Origin of the sequence: Candidatus Chloroploca asiatica (assembly GCF_002532075.1) — a bacterium.
Lineage (GTDB): Bacteria > Chloroflexota > Chloroflexia > Chloroflexales > Chloroflexaceae > Chloroploca > Chloroploca asiatica.
Genome location: NZ_LYXE01000090.1, coordinates 280,940 through 302,222 on the forward strand (window position 1 = coordinate 280,940; position 21,283 = coordinate 302,222).

Sequence of the window (21,283 nt, forward strand, 5' to 3'; positions counted from 1 at the left end):
TCCTTGAAACAAGAAGATCTCCCTCACTTGCGGCGTCATCTGGTTGGCACGGGGCGGGTTGAGGGTGCGCGACCGTTGCGGCTGGTGATTGAGGAGGCAACGGCGCAGGCGTATAGCGATGCGCAGATTGACGATTATCAGCGCGGTCAACGCGAGCCGCTGATTCAACGACCACCGCTGCGGCTGAGCCTGCGGGCACGTTTTTCGCACGAAGCGGGGGTGCTGCGCGGCACGGCGGGCTTTGGGTTCTGGAACTACTTCCTGGCGGGATGGCCGACGATGCCGCGGGCGCTCTGGTTTTTTTATGGCTCGCCACCCAACGAGATCGCACTGGCATCTGGCGTGCCGGGGCACGGCTGGAAAGCGGCATCAGTTGATGCCGGTCGCCCACAGGGGCTGGCCCTCTTTCCAGTGGCCTTGCTAGCCGCCCCACTGATGCGAATACCTTTGCTCTATCGGGGATGGTGGCCGCCCTTGCAACGATCGATCGGGGCGCATGAACGACTCATCAGACAGCCAATGACCGCCTGGCATACCTATACCATCGAATGGGGCGAGCGCACGAGTCGCTTCCTTGTTGACGGACGGGTCATCCTTGATGAGGTACCGTCACCACGCGGCCCAATGTGTTTTGTGGCCTGGCTTGACAACCAGTACCTGGTGGCCACACCGCAGGGGCGGCTACGGTGGGGTTTGCTGGATGTGCCAGAGGCACAATGGATCGAGATCGATGAGGTCGTGTGTGAGTAATCTCTACCCTCAATCAGGAAAAAGCTCATCAACTTCTTCCTGCGCCGTTAGCATCACACCAGTACGTGCCATACCACGGCGTTGCACCGCTGCATACAAGGCCTCGTCATAGCCACGCGTCTTGACAACCACCGGCATCGGCACAGCATGGCCGAGCACGAGCGCCTGTTGCTTGCTATCAAGTGTCGCGAGCACTGCCTTGAGACCCGTGGCCCCGCTGACCCCGGTAAAAACCGCGTCAATGTCGCGGTCATCGTTGAGCAGCGCCGTAATGCGGGTGCCAAGCTGACTCATCACTTCGTTGTCAATCGACGAAGGCCGCTGATCAACAACGAGCAGGGTGACACTGTATTTGCGCAACTCACGCGCAATTGTGCCAAAAATCGTCTGGCGCGCCGTCTGCGGGTTCAAGAATTTGTGCGCCTCTTCGATCGTGATCATCAAGGGTTGCGGGCGATCGCGCTCATTTTTTGACTCGAGAAAGCGCTCGGTCTGCGTAATCCAGTGACGGTGAATGCGCCGCGTAATCAGGTTCGCGACCAACATATAGGCCAGGCTGCCGCCGTGTGGACCAAACGAGAGCACGACATTACGGCCTGCCGCAAGGTGTTCGATCATACGGTCAACCGAAGAGAAATTGGCCTTCTCTTCAACAAAACCAAGGCGAGGGATCTGGGCTAGTTTACGTTTCAGCGCACTGATCGAACTCGGGTGCGCGCCACTCTGCTCGGCAAACGCGGTGATCGCCTCACTATCCATTTCGAGCAAAGAACGCAACCAATCTTGCTTGAAACGGTCATACAGCAAGTACGCCGACTCGGTCGCCGTGCTACTCAGGTTGAGTTCTTCGGTCAACAGGATCACATCTTCAATTTCGATCTGGTCGAGACCGATGACGACCTCGCCATCGATCTGGTTGCGCTGGTTCGCCCGTCGATCAAGCGTGTAGACCAACACATCACTACCAAAGAGTTGTTTCAAACCTTTAACAAACGTATTATTTTCAGCGCGTGTTTCCCATCCATATTCGTTGTGCATGTCAAAAATCAAATTGCTGGCGACATTCGCGTGGATCACCCCACACAACAAAAGCCGGGTCAAAAAACTTTTGCCGGTGCCACTCTTGCCAAAAATGCCATTCGAGCGCTCGACCAGCCGATTGAGATCGAGGCAGACCGGCACATTCATATCGAGTGGTCGCCCGATCTCAAAATGGCTCGCATCTTCTTGCCCAAAGACGCGCGTGAAATCGCCCTCCTGCGCCTCGAAGACCGGTGAAAAGTGGCGCGGAATCGTCTTCACCGGCAGCAACTGTGCACTCAGGTCATGCGGCAACATCAGGCGCGGCATCAGGTCAAGAGTACCAAACGTTGAAGTCCCCGCGAGTACCGCCTGCAAAAAGCTGTCACCATCGGGCGGATCGGTTAAAATCTTCTGACTGGTTGCTTCAAGCGTCACATCAGTGATCATCGAGAAGAATTCGTGTTTTTCACCCTGAACGACCACAAACTTGCCAACACGCATATCTTCAACACTCTCACTCGCCTCGAGGCGGGCCGTCAGCCCTTCACTCAGCGAGCCACTGGTGATAACGCCAAGTCGATTGCGCTGCGATGCCATCAATAACTCCTTGCCAGGGTAGAAAGAAAGCAATGTCTATTCCACGCTTTGACGGGTACATTTTCGATCTTGACGGTACCATCTATCTCGGTGACCAGATCTTGCCGGGAGCCACCGAGTTGTTGACGACGCTCCGCCGTGAGGGGCGACGGATCGCCTTTCTCTCCAACAATCCAACGCGAACCCGTGAACAGTATAGCCTGAAATTACATCGTCTGGGGATCGAGGTCGCGCTCGATGAGGTTATCAATTCGTCGTATGTGCTGGTTCAGTGGCTACTCGCCCACGCGCCAGGGGCAACGCTCTTTGTCTGTGGCGAGGCACCGCTGATTGGTGAACTCGAAGCGGCGGGTTTCAGATTGAGCGAACAGGCCGGATCCATTGACTTTGTCGTCGCTTCATTTGATCGCACCTTCACCTACCACAAACTCCAGGTTGCCTTTGATGCGATCCGCGCCGGTGCCCGCCTGATTGCGACCAACCCCGACCGGTTTTGCCCCGTGCCTGGGGGAGGCGAGCCCGATGCCGCAGCAATCATTGCGGCGATCGAGGCATGCACCGCCACCCAATGCGAGCTCAATGTGGGCAAACCGTCACCAATTATGGCGCGCACCATCGGCGAACTGATCCAGGTACCACCCGAGCGTTGCCTGATGGTTGGCGACCGCCTGATGACCGACATCGCGATGGGGGCCGCCGCCGGGATGGCAACCCTGCTTGTCTTGACAGGTGACAGCAGCCGGGCCGATCTTGCCACCGCCCCGGCCCAACCGACGTATATCGCTGAAACACTGCTTGAATTGATATAAAAATTCGCCCTCACTGATGTTCGATCAAACGCCGTGTCGCTTCGGCTAGCACCGTGCCTGCGGCTGCCCCAATGATGACATCACCAGGGTAATGGACGCCCAGATAGACCCGCGAGAAACTGACCGTGGCGGCCAGCAGGTACCACGCGGGACGTAGTTCAGGATAGTGGCGACTCATCAGCCAGGCACCCGCAAAGGCGGCAGCCGAGTGGCCCGAAGGGAATGAGTACGAGCCGGGCTTGCGCCCAATCACCACGGCCTGCACCACATCAAGAAAAGGGCGGCGGCGGCGAAAATAGCCCTTGACCGGATACTCGATCGTCATCGTGGATAACCACATAGGTGGGGCAACCTGGCGCAACGCCTGAAGGCCCCGGTCACGATCAATTGCTGTTGCGCCAAGCAGGAGCAAAATCCAGCCCCACCCTCCATTCATCACCTGCGTCAACCCGTACATCAAGCGGTTGACCAGCGGCGGATGCGGCATCTGGTTGACCATAAGAAAGAGGCGGCTATCAAGAGCATGATACGGCCCCATCTGCTCGATCAACTCAGTGCGCAAAAGCGACAATGAACCCGCCAGTTTCGGGTCACGGTCAGTTATCTGAGGATTCGTTGCACGCCGCGCCGCCTGCTCAAGGGCCTCACGGGACATTCCCTCACGGGCCTCGATCTGCGCTGCCACGGCCAGCAGCGCATCGGCGATAGCCTCGGCATCGTGGCGTCCAGCGATCTGCCCCGCGAGCTGCTGGGCCTCCACCGCATCCACCGTTTGCCCAACCGAAGAGGCCGTCCGATCGGCGGCCAGACGAATCAACACATCAACGACCTGGCGGGCCTGTTCAGGACCAACAATCTGTCCAAATTGCTCACGCAACGCATCGGTAAGCGGTGCCATCCGCGCAGCCACCTCCGGATCAACAGGTTCATCAAGCAAAGCGCCCTCAGGCGGCAGGGTCGTCGTGAGGCTGGGTTGCGGTGCCGCGTCGTGTGCAAGAAAGCCAGCGCCAACCACACAACGCACCGTCCGTGGCTCGACCGTGATCTGGATGGGTGTTGTGCCAACCAGATCACCATCGAGTTGCACCGGCATCCGGCTACGTTTCGACTTCATATTGATCGCGACACTCTGACGAGCCTTGAAATAGCGCATCTGCTCGCTCGCGTGCTGCCTACCAGTCATCGTTGCCCAGCCGACCTGCAGATAATCGCGCAGTGTCCGAGCCGTGATAAGGCACACATCAATGACGCCATCATCAGGCACAATATCGGTACCCCAGCTAAAAGGCGACTGACCCATCTCGCCACCATTCGCAACGAGCACCTGTGAGGCACTGACGCGATGCCGCACCCCGTCAATAACCAGCACAAAGCGTTGTGGTTGCATGCCAAGGGCCCAGCGCGCCGCCACATAGAAATAGGCGAGACGGCCAAAACGACGTTTCGCCTCGCGGCTGGTATCCCGCTGCATCAACGATGTCAGCCCGACACTGATATGCAAGAGGCCCAGATGATCGCCGAGACGCATCCCATCGATCGCTACAATGCGTAGATCGGCGGCCAGCAGATCAAGCGCTGGCTCTAACTCCAACGGAAGCGCCAGTACATGCACCAACACATTTGCCGTCCCAATTGGCACAATACCAAGTGGAACATTGCTTCCAGCAAGAGCGCCAGCAACCGTTGCAACGGTTCCATCACCGCCTGCAGCAACGACCAGATCACATCCACCTGCCACCGCCTCGCGTACCCGCGCAGGAATATCTTCTCCATCGGCACCTGTCGTCGTATAAATCTCGAGCTCGCGTTCAGGGCTACCAAGGCGTTGTTCAAACGCCACGCGTACCATTTCGGGATCAGACGTACCGGCAACCGGGTTCAAAACGACAAAGACCTTGGTAGCACGCTGGTGCGTACTATGCATAAGCTTCTCCTCCTCACCCTCAGCGCCCTTGCGTTCAACCCCAACACACATTACCCCTCCCGCAAGCGTTGCACCGCCTCATACCAACGGTGCAGCAGATGCTCACGGGCCGAAGCCGACATCGTCGGTTCAAAGACCTGCGCATCATCCAGAGGCAACGGCGGCAAGGCGTCGGGGGAGGCCCAGAAACCAGCGCCAAGCCCACCAAGGAGCGCCGCAGCACGCACCCCTGTCTCAGTATTGCGCGCCCGCACAAGCTTGAGGCAGGCAAGATCCGCCTGGATCTGACAGGCACGATCACTATTCGCCAGCCCTCCCCCAACCCGTAGCACCTGAATCGTCAGGTTCGCTTCCTGTTCCATCGTTGCAATAATCGCGTGGAGCTGGCACCCTATCGCTTCAAACAGGGCATGGGCCAGATGGCCTGGGGTTGTCCCCAACGTCATCCCCATCAGCGCACCACGCACGTGGCGATCCTCCCAAGGCACCCCAAGGCCAGTAAAGGCCGGAACGAACACAACGCCATCGCTATCGACAACCGATTCGGCAAGCTGATCGAGTTCGTGCGCATGACGAATCAAGCGCATCTGGCTCAACCAGCGGATCACCGCCCCGGTCACCGTCATGTCCGCCTCAAGCGTATAGGTCGGGACAGCATCGAGTTCCCAGGCGAGATAGGTTTTGCAGATCCCCTGGGGGGGCGCAAGCGCACCGGCAACAACATTGACAAACGAAGCCGTGCCGTGGGTCACCACAGCCTCGCCCGGCTGACGACAATCATACCCAAAGAGCCCGGCCTGCTGATCGGTGAGCATCGCCGTCACAGGGATCGCGTGGCCTGCGAGATGCAACTCACCAAACGGATAGAGCGTTGGCCGTGCAACAGGAAGCGCCGCCCGTGGAAGGTCGAGATACGTGATCCACTCGTCCCACAATTGGCGCCGCCGTGGATCAAAGACCGTCATCGCCTGTAACAGCGAATAGTCGAGGGCATGCTCAAATGGTCGGCCCAGGGCCTGGATGAGCCAGCCAGCGGCGAGCGAGACACGCAGCCATTGCCGCTCGGCAGCGCGACGAAAAGGCGGATCGTGACGCATGCGCCAGGCCATATGCATCGCCGCCGCATATGAACCGGGAAATTGCCCGAGACGTTGGCGACGTTCACTGGCATCTTGCCACTGATCAACCTCTTCGACCAGCGGCACCGTACGCAAATCTTGCCAGGTGATCGCATTGCCAATCGGTCGTCCATTCCGGCGATCCCAGGCAAAAGTCGTATCACGCTGCGACGTCAAACCACAGGCAACCACATCGGCAGGCGAACACCGAGCGCGGGCCAGCGCATCACGAATTGCGTCAGCAACACTCCGTGCCACCACCGCAGGACGCTGCTCAACCCACCCTGGTTGCGGATAGATGCGGGCGACCGGGCGATAGCCATAGCCGCGCACAACCCCCTCGTGATCGAGCAGCACGGCACGACTCCCACTGCCCCCCTGGTCAATCCCCAGCACCATTGCCTCGCCCACCCCTGCCCCCTCTACGCCGGCCGCTGCGTTAAACCCAATACCTTGCAAAGAAGCTCACCCCAAGCCGCCAAGGATAAGCAGACCTCTGCTCAAACCTTGCGCCTTTGCGCCTTTGCGTCAAAAAAACTACCTCATTCCCGGACAAACTCCTTGTCAAGCACCGTCGCCAGCGCCTGAGCGAGCGCAACCAGATCACCCGCATCAGCCGCGGTCTCAATCACCCAGACATACTCACCAACCAACAGTTCAAGGGCCACAATCGGCTGAAGGCGTCGGATGGGCCAGCCAACGGCCAATGGGCGACGATTGAGGCGCAAGCTCGTAATCTGATGAAACCGAAGCAACTGCGTCCGTGCGGCCCCAACACGACTGGCCTGACGCAAGACCAGCGTTTGCGCCTCAGCGTCGGCTACCAGCGTATTATACGTCGTCAAGACGGCATATCCGCCGAGCATCCGCTGAAAGCCCAGGCCGCCAAGCAAACCTCCGATCACCGAAGCGAGCGCCGCAACCGCAAACCCCGACCCCGCCCCGGCACTCCATAACCCGCTCACAGCAATAATCAATGCTACCACAATCATCGCTGCGCCGCCGGCCACCACGCGCATTCCAACCGACCGATTCGCGTCCGAACGCGAGGCCAGTTCCAGACGCTCAGGACTCTGTTCAACAAGCATATAGTATGGTTCAACACTCAACCGTCGCCCGATCCGTTGCTGCAACCCTGACACCGCTCGCTCTTCTGCTGACATACGCTGCTCGTTTCATGTAAGTGTGAACAGTTACGATCATGATCGCATTTGCAAAATCCTTCAAGCCATGCTATACTTTTCTGAGCAATGACGAGTGTGCGGGAGTGGCTCAGTTGGTAGAGCGACACCTTGCCAAGGTGTAGGTCGCGGGTTCGAATCCCGTCTCCCGCTCCATTGTAAGAGGTCAGGTAGCGGTAAGCTACCTGACCTCTTGTTTTGTCTGGTTGATGTATAATAGCCCTGCTGAAGCATTGTGTGAGGAGCCATCTTATGCCTGTTTCTAATTTCAACGCTGGCCCTGCTGTCCTGCCCCGTGTAGTGCTCGAGCGCGCTCAGAGTGAGTTGTTGGACTATCAGGGACGTGGTATGTCGATCCTTGAGATGAGCCATCGTTCCAAAGAGTATGAGGCGATCAACAAAAGTGCCGAAACGCGCTTCAAAGCGCTGCTGGGGCTTGGCGATGACTACCGTGTCCTCTTGATGCAGGGCGGGGCAAGTGCGCAATTTGCGCTGCTGGCACTCAATTTTTTGCGACCCGGGACACTGGCTGATTATGTCATCACAGGCAGTTGGGGCGAGAAAGCCCTCGAAGAGGCCCGGCGCATCGGTGAAGTCCATGTCGCCGCAACCATGGCCGAGGGCGGCTATCGCACGGTTCCCTCGGCGGCTGAACTCCACCTCAGTGAGCATCCCACCTACCTCCATCTTACCAGCAACGAAACCATCCAGGGTGTGCAGTGGGCTGCGTTTCCCGAGTCTGGTGAGATACCCCTGGTCGCCGATATGAGTAGCGACATTCTGTCACGGCCTTTCGATGCCACGAAGTTTAGCCTGATCTATGCCGGTGCCCAAAAGAACATCGGCCCTGCTGGCGTGACGGTGGTCTTGATCCAGCAACATTTCCTGGATCAGGCGCGGGCGGAAGTGCCGACGATCTTTAGCTACAAAACCCACGCCAAGAACAATTCCCTCTATAATACACCACCTGTCTTTGCCGTCTATATGCTCGACCTGGTACTCGGCTGGATCGAGTCACTCGGTGGGCTCACCGCGATCGCAGAACGCAATGCCGCCAAGGCGGGGCTGATCTATGCAGCCATTGATCAGAGCAATGGCTTCTATCAGGGCCACGCCGAGACCAGTGCGCGCTCGCAGATGAATGTCACTTTCCGTCTGGCTGACCAGGCGCTTGAGAAAGCGTTTCTTGCCGAAGCTCAGGGGCAGGGCATGGTTGGGTTGGCCGGACATCGTTCGGTTGGTGGTGTCCGTGCGTCGATCTATAACGCCCTCGAACATGAGGCATGCGCCGATCTGGCTCAGTTTATGAGCCTCTTTGCCCAGAAGCATGGCTAACCATGCGCGTTGTCATCCTCTCCAAAGCGCTTGTAGTTGGCGCTTATCAACGCAAGCTCGAGGAGATCGCCCGCCTCGGGGTGACGCTGACTGCGCTGGTGCCGTGGAGTTGGCGGGAACCGCGGGTAGGAGTGCAACGGCTCGAGCGCCGTTTTACCGAGGGGTATACGCTCACCGGTTTACCTCTGGCGCTCAATGGGCAGCATCATCTGCACTTCTACCCGACGCTGGCCCGCGCATTGCGCCGCCTTCGCCCCGAGGTGCTGCATATTGATGAAGAATCGTTCAATCTGGCAACGTTTCAAGCCATGCGCCTCGGGGTTGCCCTTGGTGCACGCTGCTGCTTTTACAACTACGCCAATATTGACCGCTATTATCCCCCGCCTTTTAATCTCTTTGAGCGCTATAATCTGCGCCACGCCAGCCATGCGCTCGCCTGCAATCAAGAGGCCGCTGGCATCATTCGGCGTCATGGCTACCGTGGCCCTCTGACGATTGTGCCCCAGTTTGGCGTTGATCCGGCCATCTTTGCCCCCCGTGATGACTCGTTTGAGGAAACCGCTCCTTTCCAACCGAGCGACCAGCGCCCTCATTTCATTCTTGGCTATCTCGGTCGCCTCGTCCCCGAAAAGGGTATTCTCGATCTGGTCGAAGCCCTCGCTGGTTTGCCACCCCACGTCTGTTTGCACCTGATCGGCGATGGGAGCCAACGCCCCGCGATCGAGCAACGCATTGCGCAACTCGGCCTCGGTAAACGCGTCGTCCTCAAACCAGCCATCAACAGCACTGATGTCCCCATAGCCCTGCAGAGCCTCGATGCGCTGGTTCTACCCTCGCATACCACCCCTTCGTGGAAAGAGCAGTTTGGCCGCATTCTTATTGAGGCCATGAGTTGCGGCATTCCTGTGGTGGGGTCAAGTTCAGGTGAAATACCGTACGTCATTGGCGACGCCGGGCTCATCTTCCCCGAAGGCGAGGTTCCAGCCCTGCGCGCTATACTCGCCCGGCTCGCCGCCAACCCGGCCCTCCGCACCCACTTCGCCGAACGCGGTCGCCAGCGTGTCCTCGCCCATTACACCCAGGCCGCTATCGCCCAACGCCATGTTGAGGTCTACCAAAGTATGTTGAATCATGGGCGCAGGGGGTAAGACCTCACAGGTCTTGAAGACCTGTGAGGTCTTCGACCGATTTTGTTGCTTAGGAGCGCAGCGAAGCATCGCTACCGTCGAGCCCATCAGGATGCATCGCATCCTTCAGAACGGTGGGCGCAGCCCTATACACCCGATCACACTTCAAGACCAGCAACGTAATATCATCATACGGTGGCTGACCACGTCCATAGGTCGCCACCGCCTCCAAGATCGCCGCAACAAGTACCTCTGCATGTTCAAGGTGATGCAGCCTGATCAGGTCACGCAATCGATCAGTGCCAAATTCGCTCTGAAATTCATCAATGGTTTCAGTTGCCCCATCCGTATAGCAGAGCAAAATGTCTCCAGGTTCCAGGCATATTTCGGCTTCGTTGAGCTGAATCTCTTCCAGGACACCCAACGCAATCCCCGGTGTCCGTAGTTCGGTAATCGTGCCATCACTGGCATGATAATGCAGTGGTGGATTGTGCCCAGCCACACTGTAGCGCACCTGGCCCGTATCTGGCTGGAGAATACCATAAAAAAGCGTGACAAACATACCCGATTCCGAGTCGCGGTTGATCCATCTGTTCGCCCGTTCTAACGCCACTGATGGCGAAGAACCATCGAGGGCCGCCGCACGCACCAGCGAACGCGAAAGGGCCATAAAGAGCGCCGCAGGAACCCCTTTGTCACTCACATCGGCGATCACAAAACCGAGGGGGGTCGCTCGCTCATCTCCTTCAGGCAATGGCGGATGAAATGGTAAGCGCCAGAAATCAAAAAAATCACCCCCGACCATCCGTGCCGAACGCCACGCCGAGGCGATCTGCCAGCCCTCTAGTTGCGGAGATCTTGATGGCAACAGGGCCGTCTGCAATTCACGAGCCACCTTGATCTCTTGCTCAAGCTTGGTCGCCACTTCCGCTTCCTGCGCGAGTTGCAGGCTCTCTAATGCTGCCGCCACCTGACGTGCGGCACCAATACAAAGGTTGATCTGACGAGTATCAAACTCCGCGATCACTTCATCAAAATCAAGCACCAGTGCGCCGAGATGACCACTTCGCCCTGTCAAAGGAAGCGCAACGAGGCTTTGCCCTGCATGAATGCTCGTCAGGGCAGGCCAGACACGCGCGCGTTCCTCAGCGCCGCTGATCCTGATCAATGGCATCGGTTGACTCGTCTGCAGACTATAGATGCGGGCCAGCAGCGGAGCCTCGGTCAGCGTCATCGGCACCCCGCTCAGCGCATCGCGTAGCTTGCCGGTCACCCCATAGCTTGCGCGTACCACAAAAGTCTCTTGCTCCCAAAGCAAGAGATAACACCGTGCCGCGCCGAGCAAGATCGGCGGCAGGCGTACCGCAGTCGCCAGCAGGTCTTCGACACAATTGGCCCGGCCAATATTCTCGGCCACTTGTAGCAGAGCATTGAGCGTCCAGGCCTCTTCTTGTTGTGCCCGATAGATATTAGCACTGTCAATCGCAATCGCAATCTGATCGGCCAAGGTGCGCATCACAAAGAGATCATCGGCATCAAAATCATTGACTTCGGCACTCTGCACATCAAGAATACCAACCACCTCTGCGCCAATCCGTAGGGGCACCACCAGTTCAGAACGAGTAGTATTATTGCCGGCAATATAGCGCGGATCACGCTGTACATCGCCAATCAAGATAACCTCTCTACTGCGTGCAGTGGCCCCAATCAAACCCTGCCCAATCATCAACGGACGGGTACGCACCGCTTCGAGTTGTTCGTCAGTCGCGGTCGAGGCACGGAAGTAGATCCGTTCATCGCCAGGTTTCAGGGTAAAAATATGCACTGGATGGTACGCAAAATGTTCGTGGATCAAGCGGACAATGGCCGGCAAGAGTTGCTCAAGATCGAGGATAGCCGTGATGCGTTCGCTGACCTGCTGAATTGCCTGGAGTTGTACGGCACGACGGCGCGCCTCGCTAAAGGCACGCGCCCGGGTGATCGCAACTGCCGCCTGATCGGCAATCAACGAGAGCAAGCGCAAATCATTGGCCTCAAACGCGCCCGGTTGATAACTCTGCACCGACAGCGAGCCAATCACCTCTTCGCCAATGAGCAAGGGCACATAGATCCCCGAACGCGGCGGGCGTTCGCTCTGGTAGCGTGGACGGGCTGGCAGATGCTTCATCTCCTCAAGAAAATCTTCAACCAGCAGCGCCTTGCCCGTCTGATGCATCCAGCCAATCAAGCCATCACCATCGGCAAGATCAACCGTGAGCCGCGGCAAACGCACATTATCCTGAACGCGCACCATCAATGTATACCGCGAACCCTCGAAGAGCCCGATATGAAACGACGAGGTATCAACAACTTTGCCAGCCTCGCGATAGACAAGTTCACAGAGCGTCTCTACGTCGAGTTCACTCCGGATAATCGCCCGACTCACCTCATTGAGCATCGCCAGTTCACGGACTGAGCGACGCTGGCTGGCGAGGTTCAGCGAAGCCCGGCGCACCGCTGCGGCAGCGGCAACCATCGCCAGGCCGGCCAGGAGAAAATAGGCAATCCCCAACTCGCGATAGATAGCGGCCCCGAGCAACGCCAACGGCAAGGGCAAAAGTTCGGCCCCGAGTGCAAGGTACCATGTGCGCTGCCACCATGCGAAGACAGCCGACAGACCACCCTGAAGCCACTCACGGCCAACGCGAGTCAACTGGATGACCCCAAAGAGACTGAGCATACTCCAGATCAAAAGCGCAACCGGATCAAGGGTAGCCGGATCATACTGAGAGCGTCCAGTCGCTGCGGTCGCGAGCATTGCCCCGAGCAGCACGCCAGCGGCGCGCATCCCGCCACGGAGGAAAGGGCGGGCAACAAGATAATAGAGCGTACGTGGGCGGTTATAGATCAGCGTCAACAACAACCCAGAGACAGCCCCCTCAAGCGCGGCAATCAATGCCGCCGCACCCGGGCCAAGGCTTAGCGCAGCGGTGAGCAAAACCACGCCCGCGAGACCATAGACCTCGGCGAACGACGTACGAAAACTGAGCGCATCAATCGCAAGGGCGAGAGCGGCAAAAAGCAGGAGGGCCGGCAGCGAAGGCACAAACCACGGCGCAAAGAGTAACCAGAGCCAGCCAGGGAGACCGACGAGCAATGCATAGAGCATCAGTAGCCGTTCGTGTTTCACCATGGCAAATGACAGCAGGCTCTCACAGCCCAGCAAGAGCGGTGAAGCCCTGGGCTTGAAGCCGCCTTACCACGGGAAGAATGATTGCACTGACGCACCTACGAGTGCATACGTCCCTGCCCAAAAGCATGCTGTGCCTCTTCGAGGGTCGGATGGATCGAAAACACCTGAACAAACCCGGTGAGAGTAAAAACCTCAAACACCTGGGGCTGCAACAAAGCGAGGCGCAACTCACCACCGAGCGTCATCAACTCTTTACGGATCAGCAGAAGGGCACGTAGGCCACTACTCGAAAGAAAATTGACCCCACCGAACTCAAGCAAGACAAAGCGTGCCCCCAGGGCAATACGTTCGTGCACATCACGCGTCAATTGGGGTGCAGTGACGGCATCAACGCGCCCCGTGACAGGAATCACGACCACATCATCCCGTGAGCCAGGCGTAATATATTTGATCATGGTCAACACATTGCCGCCCTGGGGATTAAAATCGAAACGCACTTCGTCCATCAGGCGGGTGATCAAATAGAGCCCGAGCCCACCGACCTGGCGTTCCTCAAGGGGTGAGGAGATATCAGGGGGCGGCACGTTTTGCGGATCGAACTGGCGACCATAATCACGTAACTCCAGCACAAACTGATTATCCTCGCACTGCCAGGTCAACGTCAGATCACCCGGCTCATCGCGATCATACGCGTGCTGGATCACATTGGTTGCTGCTTCATCAACCGCAAGTTGCACCTGCCAGGTCGCCCGCTCATCGAGGCCCGCGAGTTCAGCGGCCTCAGTCACAAACGCACTGATCCGGGCCAGGGCATCAAGATCGGCGGTAAGAGTAATGCTTTCCATAGGCTGAAGGCGAGTATCCGGCTAAAATGAGCCGACCGCCTCAATCGTATCGTTGTAGAGTTCGAAGAGCGAGGTAAACCCGGTGAGATCAAACACTTCTTTGATGCGGGGAGGCAACCCGGCAATGCGAATATCCCCACCCTCAAGATCAGTAATTTTCCATTCACGGGCACGTTTCCGTGCTTCAATCAAGACACGCAGACCAGGGCTGCTAATATATTCTAATTTGGAACAGCCGAGCACAATCCGGTAGCGACCCTCATCAAAGAGAGCATCAATGCGCTGTTTCAACTGCACTGCCGTCGCCGCATCAACCCGACCAGCAATCTCAAGCAAATCAACCCGATTAAAGCGGCGGTGGTCAATATTCATGCCTACACCTCACGACAACAGTCTCAACGACCTGCGTGCTACGCACAAAGAAATTATAACACACTACGTCTCATCTTCAGATCTGCTGTCCTCGATCGATCAAGAAGCAGTGGCTGGCGGAAAAAAAGCAGCGAAAGCTGGCCCCCCCAAGGGCCATAAAGCTTATACCGGCATTGTCTCATTTGCCTTCGACACCGTCAAGGGCAGCGTTGCCTTGACTTTGCGTAGGCGGGTCACGGCATCGATCGCTGCATCGTGTACATTGGCATCTTCGTCTTCCATGGCGCGCAGCAAGGCATTGATCACCGAAGTCGTCGCAGCGGCCACGCCAAGCCTCCCGATGGCCCGAGCTGCTGCTTCACGCGCATAAGGGTCGCGATCACCGATCAAATCGGTAAGCTTTCCCACAATCTCACGCGTTCCTGCAAGCTCACCCAGTTGGCCCAGGGCCAGCGCTGCGGCGGAGCGGACAAACGGATCGGCATCACTTAAACAGAGACTGAGATGATCGATCAGTTGGGGAGAAGCGATCCGATCGCCCAGTAAACCCAGCGTACGCGCTGCGGCGTAGCGCGTTTCGAGATCGCAATCATAGAGCGCCACCCGCGTCAGGGCTTTGACCAGCAGCGCCGGCGGAGTGCTGGCAAACAAACCAAGCATCCGTGCTGCAGCAGCACGCACATGCGCGGCACTGTCATTCAGGCCATCATGCAATAACACAAGATCGGCTGCCGTATAGATGCCTTCGCGCTGGCGCAGGCTGCGAATCGTTTCATACCGTGATTGCCAACCTGGATCATGGAGGAGACGCCGTAACTGCTCCAACTCTGTCGGCGGATACCCATCCAGTTCGGCCAGCAAGGTCACACGTAACCATTCATCGCGGCTGCTATTTAACCGCTGCCGCGCCAGATGGATCACATTCAACCCAACAATCAGTTGCTCAACTGCTGAACGTAACTCGGCCTGCGAACGCAATTCCCGCTCGATCAGGGTAGATAGTTGAAAACGAATACGCCCCGCCCGCCGTACAATGATATCAGCACCAGGTCCCTGCACCATCTCTGCCAGGGTTAGTACAGCGGCAACTGGCTCACGCTGAAAAGCATGGAGGAATGGTTCAAGCGTTCTTACAGCAAGATAGCCAAGGACTGAGCTTGTTCCAGAGATCTGAATTTCTTGTTGCGGGTTACGCGTAAATTTATGCATTTGTTCAGCAATACGCGCTCGCCATGAATCCTGGTCAAACATAGCTATGTTTAACAGATAGCATTATGGTTTTTCATGTGTAGACACGCTATCTGCTTTCTCCTGCCTTGTCGGAATTATAGCACATTAGCCTACCGCAAAGAGGGTAAGGAAATGGTATTATGGTATGAGGGTTGCGCTAGGATGATATGCTAACAATCAGCATCTCGAGAAATAGCAACATGCAAGGAACCTGATGTCCAATCCCTATCTGCATCCCCAGCGTATTCGTGGAGCCCTCCGCACCCTTGATCTTCGTCCTAGTCGTGGTATGGGCCAGAATTTTTTACTTGATGCCGACGCTCTGGCCACGATTGTCACGGCAGCCGAGTTGGCTCCCACCGATCTTGTGGTCGAGGTTGGACCTGGTCTGGGGGTGCTCACCTGGGAATTGACGCGGCAGGCCGCCCATACCATAGCGATCGAACTGGATCGTCGCCTCGCGGCGCGGCTCACCGAAGAGTTTGCCGGTCAACCGCTGACTATTGTGCAGGCTGATGTGTTACAGGTTCGCCCAGGCGATCTGTTGCCAGCCGACACGCACACGTCAGGCTATAAATTGGTGGCGAATCTTCCCTATGCCATTACCTCGGCGGTGCTACGCCATTTTCTTGAAGCCGATCTTTCCCCAACGCTCTCTGTTGTCCTTGTTCAATGGGAAGTAGCCCAGCGCATTACCGCTGGCCCCGGTGACTTGAGCATCCTCGCACACTCGGTACAACTCTATGCCGAACCCACCATCATCGCTCGTGTCCCTGCGAGCAGTTTTTTGCCAGCACCCGCCGTTGATTCCGCAGTGCTGCGACTGCGTCGCCGCCAGCAACTTGCCGTTGCCGTTGATGATGTTGACCGTCTCTTTCGGGTGATCAAGGCCGGTTTTTTGCACGGCCGTAAACAACTTGGCAATGCCCTGCCCAGCGGCCTGGCGGCAATGGGCTTCGATGTGCCCCGCGCAACAGCGCTCGTCGCCCTCGCTGCCGCTGGCATTGACCCCCAACGCCGCGCCGAAACCCTGACCCTCGCTGAATGGGCCAGGCTTGATGCGGAGATCTGGTAAGCAACTTTTGTCAATATTTTGTTATTGTTTTGCACAGAATATGTGGTATAATCTAGACAGTGGGCACGAAAAAATAAAGACAAATGAGGTATGGTATGGAACAGACTATTCCGGGAAAACCCTTCAGTATTCTCTATAAGCAGCAGTACGCCAATCTCTTCACCTTTCGCAAGAATGGTGAGGCCATCAAGACGCCGATCTGGTTTGCCGAGCGTCAAGGCAAGATTTATGTGATGACCACCATGGATTCAGGCAAGGTCAAGCGGATTCGTAATAATGGCCGGGTTCAGATTGGCCCCTCAGATCGCGCTGGCAAGCCGCTTGGCCCTACGGTTGAGGCCCAGGCCCGCATCCTCGAAGAGCACGAGTTTCAGGTAGCGAAAGATGCGCTCGACCGCAAGTATGGTCTGTTCAAGGCGATCTTCGATTTCTTTGGTACCCTCAGCGGGATGAACCGTGCCTGGATCGAGATTTCGCCCGCGCCCGATGTGCTTTAGGGCTGCGCCTTTGACAACCTGCATGAGTGGAACCAAAAATGACCAGCTTCGCTGGTCATTTTTGATTTGGTACCACACACACGCCTCAGGGGAGGAATATGGTATCATAAGCGCCTATGATACAAACAGGCTGGCAACCTGCTCTCTGGTTTGTAACACTTGTCGCACCAGTCCTGCTCTTTATACTCCCAGGCTTGGCGCTACTACGGCTTTGGCGTGGCGCTGCTGCGCTGACCTTCCTCGAACAGGTCGCCCTTGCCCTCGGGATTGGCCTAGCTCTCTATCCAGTACTCTTGCTCTGGGCTGATCTGTTTGGCCTGAAACCTGGCCCCCTACTGGTATGGAGCATACCGCTGCTTAGCCTGCCCCTGTTAGGCTGGACGTTTGTGCGCCAAAACCCACCGATCGAGCGTGCAGCATGGCGAAGCCGTGAGTCAGGGGGCAATGGCTGGCCCTTGGTGACGGGGTACTTTGTTGTTGTTGCCTTGTTGGGTGTGCGTTTGCATACGATTACCGGTCTTAGTGTCCCCCTCTGGGGCGATTCACTCCACCACACGATGATCACCCAGTTGATGGTCGAACAAGGGGGCCTCTTCAGTTCCTGGCAACCCTATGCGAACCTGGAGACAATGACCTATCACTTCGGCTTTCATAGTCAGATTGCGGCGATGATCTGGCTAACGGGGCTGGAAGCGCCCGAAGCGGTTCTCATCGGTGGTCAACTCGCCAATGCTGCTGCGGTTTTTACCCTCTACCCGCTAGCGCTGCACCTGGGCCGAAGCCGCTGGGCGGGGGTGGTGGCCCTGCTCGTGGCAGGGTTGCTCGCACCGATGCCGATGTTCTATGTCAACTGGGGGCGGTATACCCAACTGGCAGGTCAGATCATTTTGCCGGTTGCAATCACTTGCTTGTGGTTCTACCTTGCTTCGCATGAGCATGCAAAAGCGCTGCTCGGCCTCACGATCCTCTCGATGGCGGGGCTGTTCCTTACCCATTATCGCGTCATCATTTTTGCCGTCTGTTTTGTCCCAGCCTATCTGCTCGTCAGCGGCACATGGTCTATGTGGCGTACCTTGGGCTTGCGATTGCTCCTGGTCGGAACAGGCGTTGGTGTACTTGTGGCTCCCTGGGTTATGCGCATGCTCGAAAGCCTCTTATTTCCCCTGCTCTCGGCAATTGTCGCCGCCTCAGCCTCAGGGGGAGCAAATGCGATCCGTGCCGAGACGATTAACAATGCGGTCGGCCACCCCTTCAGCTACCTACCGGTGCTGATCTGGTATGGCATGCTGATCGTTGTCTTCTGGGCGCTCTGGCGACGTGAACGTGCAGTTCTGGTCGTTGCTCTCTGGTGGCTCGGTGCATTGCTGGTCGTCAACCCGCAACGGCTTGGTCTTCCAGGGGCCGGGACGATCACCAATTTTGCGCTCTTTATCGCCGCCTATATCCCTGCGGCATTGCTGCTCGGGGCTGCAGCAGGATGGTTGTTACGCCGCTTCCGTGCGCCCGTCGTGCCGGCTGGCGTAGCACTGATCCTAGGTAGCTTGAGTCTGTGGGGCATAAGCCTGCGCACGCACGATCTTGATACCGTCAATTTTGCCTTAGTTATGCCGGAAGATCGCACCGCAATGGCATGGATCGAAACACATACACCGCAAGAAGCCCGTTTTCTCGTGAATGGATATTTTCACAACGAGACAAGCTTGCTCGGCAGCGATGCCGGCTGGTGGATCCCTTTGCTCGCTCATCGGCAAACCACCCTCCCTCCGATGATCTATGTAGCTGAACAAGGTTCACAGCCAAATTATGCACAGTGGGTGAATGAATTGTATGCCACGATGAACGATCAAGGTCTTGATCACCCTGAAACATTGAATTTGTTGCATGAACGCGACATTTCATACGTCTACATCGGACAACGCCAGGGCCTGGTTGGCATCCCTAATCCAAGCCGGGTGCTCGATCCTGAGGTGCTTAGTGACAGCCCCCATTTTACGCTGCTCTATCATGAAGATCAGGTCTGGATCTTTGCGGTGCAACCAGATGAGTAAACGCTCTTTAGGGTGCTGGAGGTGAAAGCAAGAGACTGCTGGCCCAGCCAACGGTTTCGACAGGGACACGCTCAGGGGTACAATCTGCAGCCGTGCTGAGGAGGCGGATCTGATACCAGCGAACGCCATCAGCGAAGTTCTGCTCTTGCAGAAAGACGACTTGGTCACCAACACAGATCTGACCAAGTACCGTTTCAGGCACAACAAGCGGTTCCGAACGCAGATTACCACCAGCGATCACCGTACCCAGGCCCAGGCTGTCGGCGGGTGCGGGCGCGGGCGAAGGTACTGTCAAAGCTTCAACCGTCGCCGTCGCGTCACGGGCTTCCTGAGTTGACCTGAGCATGATCAGCGCTTCATTGGTTGCGACCACAGCAGTGGCCGTGGCAATCCTGGCCTCGATCTGGGCATCACGAAGGCGCAAACCCAGGAACGCACCACCAAAGAGCAGGGCGATCACAACCCCAACCATCAACAGGTTCGCCAGGGCTCGCAGAAGACCACCGCGCTGATGGACTTGCGGGCGAAACAGGCGATCCCAATCACTCGGATCTAATCGTGGTGGCACACTTTCCCCAGTTTAAGGATGTAAGTTTCGACGCAAAATCAACTGACGCTCACCAGTTGTGACAAAGCCAAACCACTGGTAGAGGCGCTGTGCTTGCATGTTATATGCCTGGGTGTTGAGTGTCAAGACATGTGCCCGTTGCGCGATGGTAAAGGCAACAACGTCGGCGAGCAGGCGAACACCAATCGCTTTGCCCCGCCACGCGGGGTCAACGGCAATACGCACGAGATGGACGAGGCGTCCGCCAAAATGGGTGGTTGCATACGCATAGCCCACAATTGCCTCTTCATGCTCAGCAACCACAACATAGGGGCCTTGCTCAAGGGCAGTACGCATAATCGTGGCATCTTTTGTCCACTGAGGTTCAAAACAGGCCCGATCGACCGCAAGCACCGCAGGCAGATCGAGAGGCAGGGCCGAGCGCACCGTGATTTCAAGATTGCCCTGATGAGGAATGTGCAGTTGTCGTTTTTCATACACAACAACTTCAGTTTCTGACTCAAACTGTTGCGACTGCAACGCGGGCACCAGCCAGGCATCGGCCTGCTCATCACCGGCATAGAAGATCGTGTGGACACCCTGCCGACGAAGCGTCGCTTCAAACACCGGCAAGAGCGTAGCCAACGCAAAACGCAGATCGAGCCCATCACCAAGGGCAACTGCATAGATCCAGCAGATGCCCTCGGTAGGCTGATTGGCCAGCGCACTAGCAACGATCGTGGAGCCAACCTCAAGAACGACACCCCATTGCTGGGCCATCAAATGCTCGAGGTCGGCACCAGTCATCGCATAGTAGCGCCGACCAGCCTCACGCAACAGCCGCGTTACAGCGGTCAGATCGGTTGCCTGGACAGGACGTGCCACCGCCTGATTCAAGTCGATACTTTTACGAAATAGCCACATACCCTTACTGGATCAACGCAACAATCGCTTAGGGATAACCAGTATACACCTTGCCCAGATCCAGAGTCTGTCCGGCTTCCACTTCAAAGATGAGATCCTGCGACGGATCATCGCCCTGGCGGACAAGATACTGATTCAACGGACCCTGCACAACGATGGCATAGCGACCAGGTGGCACATCACCAAAGGCAAACCCGCCTTCACCGTCTGGTGTGACCCAGGGATCATTCTCGGGATCATGGCTGACTGCATCCATCGTCGTCGCATCAGTCGCAATCACTGGCGAAAGGTAGAGCACAATGGCATCATAGACGATTTCATCAGTCTGGATATTATAGAGCACCCCGTGGACAACGCCCGTCCCTTCTGATGGAACAGGAAGTGGTTCAGGCTCACGTCCTGGTGGCGGTGTATAGCCAGGACCAGGATAGGCCGGATCGACAGTTGGCATGGACGGCACAATCGGATAGGGATAGGGATAAGGATCCTGAGAAGGCTCAGGTGTCGCTATCTGAGTCGGTTCAGGCAGAGGAGTCTGGGTTTCGGTTGCCGGGCCACCACAGCCTACGAGTATGGTCAGCAAGACCAGCGCGAGCGCAAAGGGCAGCCAGAAAGACGTGCGTTGCATCTTTATACCTCATGCAAAGGAGGTGTGGAGAGTCCGCCCTGCGGTTTCTCCACACCCCCTGATAGAGCCATCGACCGGATC

The 21,283-nt window shown here is 57.1% G+C and carries 18 protein-coding genes and 1 tRNA gene; 8 read left to right on the top strand and 11 right to left on the bottom strand.

What is annotated here, in order from left to right:
* Window positions 1-3: 3 nt before the first annotated feature.
* Window positions 4-750: a LamG domain-containing protein gene (locus A9Q02_RS11825; protein ID WP_097653283.1), complete on the top strand. Its 747-nt coding sequence runs from the start codon at window positions 4-6 to the stop codon at window positions 748-750.
* A 9-nt stretch (window positions 751-759) separates the two neighbouring features.
* Here the strand turns inward: A9Q02_RS11825 and A9Q02_RS11830 are convergent, their stop codons facing one another.
* Window positions 760-2,370, bottom strand: coding sequence for a helicase HerA domain-containing protein (locus A9Q02_RS11830; RefSeq protein WP_097653284.1), 1,611 nt, complete (start codon window positions 2,368-2,370; stop codon window positions 760-762).
* A 32-nt stretch (window positions 2,371-2,402) separates the two neighbouring features.
* Here A9Q02_RS11830 and A9Q02_RS11835 point away from each other — a divergent pair, with 32 nt between their 5' ends.
* The gene (locus tag A9Q02_RS11835; protein WP_097653285.1) at window positions 2,403-3,179 is read left to right on the top strand and encodes an HAD-IIA family hydrolase; all 777 of its coding nucleotides are present in this window, start codon (window positions 2,403-2,405) and stop codon (window positions 3,177-3,179) included.
* A gap of 10 nt (window positions 3,180-3,189) precedes the next feature.
* On the opposite strand, the gene A9Q02_RS11840 is transcribed toward A9Q02_RS11835, so the two are convergent.
* The 3 genes from A9Q02_RS11840 to A9Q02_RS11850 form a co-directional block, all read right to left on the bottom strand.
* A complete protein-coding gene (locus tag A9Q02_RS11840) occupies window positions 3,190-5,103 on the bottom strand; it encodes a diacylglycerol kinase family protein (RefSeq protein WP_172450905.1) in 1,914 nt (637 codons plus the stop codon).
* Window positions 5,104-5,153: 50 nt separating this feature from the next.
* On the bottom strand, window positions 5,154-6,680 hold the full coding sequence (locus A9Q02_RS11845; RefSeq protein WP_245860513.1) for an FGGY family carbohydrate kinase: 1,527 nt from the start codon (window positions 6,678-6,680) through the stop codon (window positions 5,154-5,156).
* A gap of 83 nt (window positions 6,681-6,763) precedes the next feature.
* Window positions 6,764-7,384, bottom strand: a complete 621-nt coding sequence (locus A9Q02_RS11850; protein ID WP_141508858.1) for a hypothetical protein — start codon at window positions 7,382-7,384, stop codon at window positions 6,764-6,766.
* A gap of 98 nt (window positions 7,385-7,482) precedes the next feature.
* Between A9Q02_RS11850 and A9Q02_RS11855 the strand changes: the two genes are divergently transcribed.
* The 3 genes from A9Q02_RS11855 to A9Q02_RS11865 all read left to right on the top strand — a co-directional run bounded on the left by A9Q02_RS11855 (window position 7,483) and on the right by A9Q02_RS11865 (window position 9,885).
* A tRNA-Gly gene (locus A9Q02_RS11855) sits at window positions 7,483-7,558 on the top strand.
* 96 nt (window positions 7,559-7,654) lie between these two features.
* Window positions 7,655-8,737 (top strand): 3-phosphoserine/phosphohydroxythreonine transaminase, encoded by a 1,083-nt coding sequence (gene serC / locus A9Q02_RS11860; RefSeq protein ID WP_097653289.1) that lies wholly within the window; start codon window positions 7,655-7,657, stop codon window positions 8,735-8,737.
* 2 nt (window positions 8,738-8,739) lie between these two features.
* A complete protein-coding gene (locus tag A9Q02_RS11865) occupies window positions 8,740-9,885 on the top strand; it encodes a glycosyltransferase (protein ID WP_097653290.1) in 1,146 nt (381 codons plus the stop codon).
* 49 nt (window positions 9,886-9,934) lie between these two features.
* On the opposite strand, the gene A9Q02_RS11870 is transcribed toward A9Q02_RS11865, so the two are convergent.
* The 4 genes from A9Q02_RS11870 to A9Q02_RS11885 form a co-directional block, all read right to left on the bottom strand.
* Window positions 9,935-13,036 (bottom strand): SpoIIE family protein phosphatase, encoded by a 3,102-nt coding sequence (locus A9Q02_RS11870; protein ID WP_245860514.1) that lies wholly within the window; start codon window positions 13,034-13,036, stop codon window positions 9,935-9,937.
* Between the two features lie 95 nt (window positions 13,037-13,131).
* Complete coding sequence (locus A9Q02_RS11875; RefSeq protein ID WP_097653291.1) at window positions 13,132-13,881, bottom strand: anti-sigma factor antagonist; 750 nt, start codon at window positions 13,879-13,881, stop codon at window positions 13,132-13,134.
* A gap of 21 nt (window positions 13,882-13,902) precedes the next feature.
* Window positions 13,903-14,253 (bottom strand): STAS domain-containing protein, encoded by a 351-nt coding sequence (locus A9Q02_RS11880; RefSeq protein WP_097653292.1) that lies wholly within the window; start codon window positions 14,251-14,253, stop codon window positions 13,903-13,905.
* A 162-nt stretch (window positions 14,254-14,415) separates the two neighbouring features.
* Complete coding sequence (locus A9Q02_RS11885; protein ID WP_245860515.1) at window positions 14,416-15,462, bottom strand: HEAT repeat domain-containing protein; 1,047 nt, start codon at window positions 15,460-15,462, stop codon at window positions 14,416-14,418.
* Between the two features lie 235 nt (window positions 15,463-15,697).
* Between A9Q02_RS11885 and rsmA the strand changes: the two genes are divergently transcribed.
* The 3 genes from rsmA to A9Q02_RS11900 all read left to right on the top strand — a co-directional run bounded on the left by rsmA (window position 15,698) and on the right by A9Q02_RS11900 (window position 19,103).
* Complete coding sequence (rsmA, locus tag A9Q02_RS11890) at window positions 15,698-16,558, top strand: 16S rRNA (adenine(1518)-N(6)/adenine(1519)-N(6))-dimethyltransferase RsmA (RefSeq protein WP_097653294.1); 861 nt, start codon at window positions 15,698-15,700, stop codon at window positions 16,556-16,558.
* A gap of 95 nt (window positions 16,559-16,653) precedes the next feature.
* The gene (locus A9Q02_RS11895) at window positions 16,654-17,055 is read left to right on the top strand and encodes a PPOX class F420-dependent oxidoreductase (RefSeq protein WP_167857427.1); all 402 of its coding nucleotides are present in this window, start codon (window positions 16,654-16,656) and stop codon (window positions 17,053-17,055) included.
* Window positions 17,056-17,171: 116 nt separating this feature from the next.
* Window positions 17,172-19,103, top strand: coding sequence for a hypothetical protein (locus A9Q02_RS11900; RefSeq protein WP_097653296.1), 1,932 nt, complete (start codon window positions 17,172-17,174; stop codon window positions 19,101-19,103).
* 7 nt (window positions 19,104-19,110) lie between these two features.
* Here A9Q02_RS11900 and A9Q02_RS11905 read toward each other — a convergent pair whose 3' ends face one another.
* The 3 genes from A9Q02_RS11905 to A9Q02_RS11915 form a co-directional block, all read right to left on the bottom strand.
* Window positions 19,111-19,671, bottom strand: a complete 561-nt coding sequence (locus A9Q02_RS11905) for an SH3 domain-containing protein (protein ID WP_141508860.1) — start codon at window positions 19,669-19,671, stop codon at window positions 19,111-19,113.
* A gap of 12 nt (window positions 19,672-19,683) precedes the next feature.
* Window positions 19,684-20,535, bottom strand: a complete 852-nt coding sequence (locus A9Q02_RS11910) for a GNAT family N-acetyltransferase (RefSeq protein ID WP_245860516.1) — start codon at window positions 20,533-20,535, stop codon at window positions 19,684-19,686.
* Window positions 20,536-20,602: 67 nt separating this feature from the next.
* Window positions 20,603-21,202 carry a hypothetical protein gene (locus A9Q02_RS11915; RefSeq protein ID WP_097653299.1) on the bottom strand — a complete coding sequence of 200 codons (600 nt, stop codon included), beginning with the start codon at window positions 21,200-21,202 and terminating at the stop codon, window positions 20,603-20,605.
* Between the last annotated feature and the right edge of the window lie 81 nt (window positions 21,203-21,283).

Coding starts and splice junctions, on each gene's coding strand:
- A9Q02_RS11830 (WP_097653284.1), bottom strand. CDS start 2,370: ATGGCATCGCAGCGCAATCGACTTGGCGTTATCACCAGTGGCTCGCTG.
- A9Q02_RS11835 (WP_097653285.1), top strand. CDS start 2,403: ATGTCTATTCCACGCTTTGACGGGTACATTTTCGATCTTGACGGTACC.
- A9Q02_RS11840 (WP_172450905.1), bottom strand. CDS start 5,103: ATGCATAGTACGCACCAGCGTGCTACCAAGGTCTTTGTCGTTTTGAAC.
- A9Q02_RS11850 (WP_141508858.1), bottom strand. CDS start 7,384: ATGTCAGCAGAAGAGCGAGCGGTGTCAGGGTTGCAGCAACGGATCGGG.
- serC (WP_097653289.1), top strand. CDS start 7,655: ATGCCTGTTTCTAATTTCAACGCTGGCCCTGCTGTCCTGCCCCGTGTA.
- A9Q02_RS11865 (WP_097653290.1), top strand. CDS start 8,740: ATGCGCGTTGTCATCCTCTCCAAAGCGCTTGTAGTTGGCGCTTATCAA.
- A9Q02_RS11870 (WP_245860514.1), bottom strand. CDS start 13,036: ATGGTGAAACACGAACGGCTACTGATGCTCTATGCATTGCTCGTCGGT.
- A9Q02_RS11875 (WP_097653291.1), bottom strand. CDS start 13,881: ATGGAAAGCATTACTCTTACCGCCGATCTTGATGCCCTGGCCCGGATC.
- A9Q02_RS11880 (WP_097653292.1), bottom strand. CDS start 14,253: ATGAATATTGACCACCGCCGCTTTAATCGGGTTGATTTGCTTGAGATT.
- A9Q02_RS11885 (WP_245860515.1), bottom strand. CDS start 15,462: ATGCATAAATTTACGCGTAACCCGCAACAAGAAATTCAGATCTCTGGA.
- rsmA (WP_097653294.1), top strand. CDS start 15,698: ATGTCCAATCCCTATCTGCATCCCCAGCGTATTCGTGGAGCCCTCCGC.
- A9Q02_RS11895 (WP_167857427.1), top strand. CDS start 16,654: ATGGAACAGACTATTCCGGGAAAACCCTTCAGTATTCTCTATAAGCAG.
- A9Q02_RS11900 (WP_097653296.1), top strand. CDS start 17,172: ATGATACAAACAGGCTGGCAACCTGCTCTCTGGTTTGTAACACTTGTC.
- A9Q02_RS11915 (WP_097653299.1), bottom strand. CDS start 21,202: ATGCAACGCACGTCTTTCTGGCTGCCCTTTGCGCTCGCGCTGGTCTTG.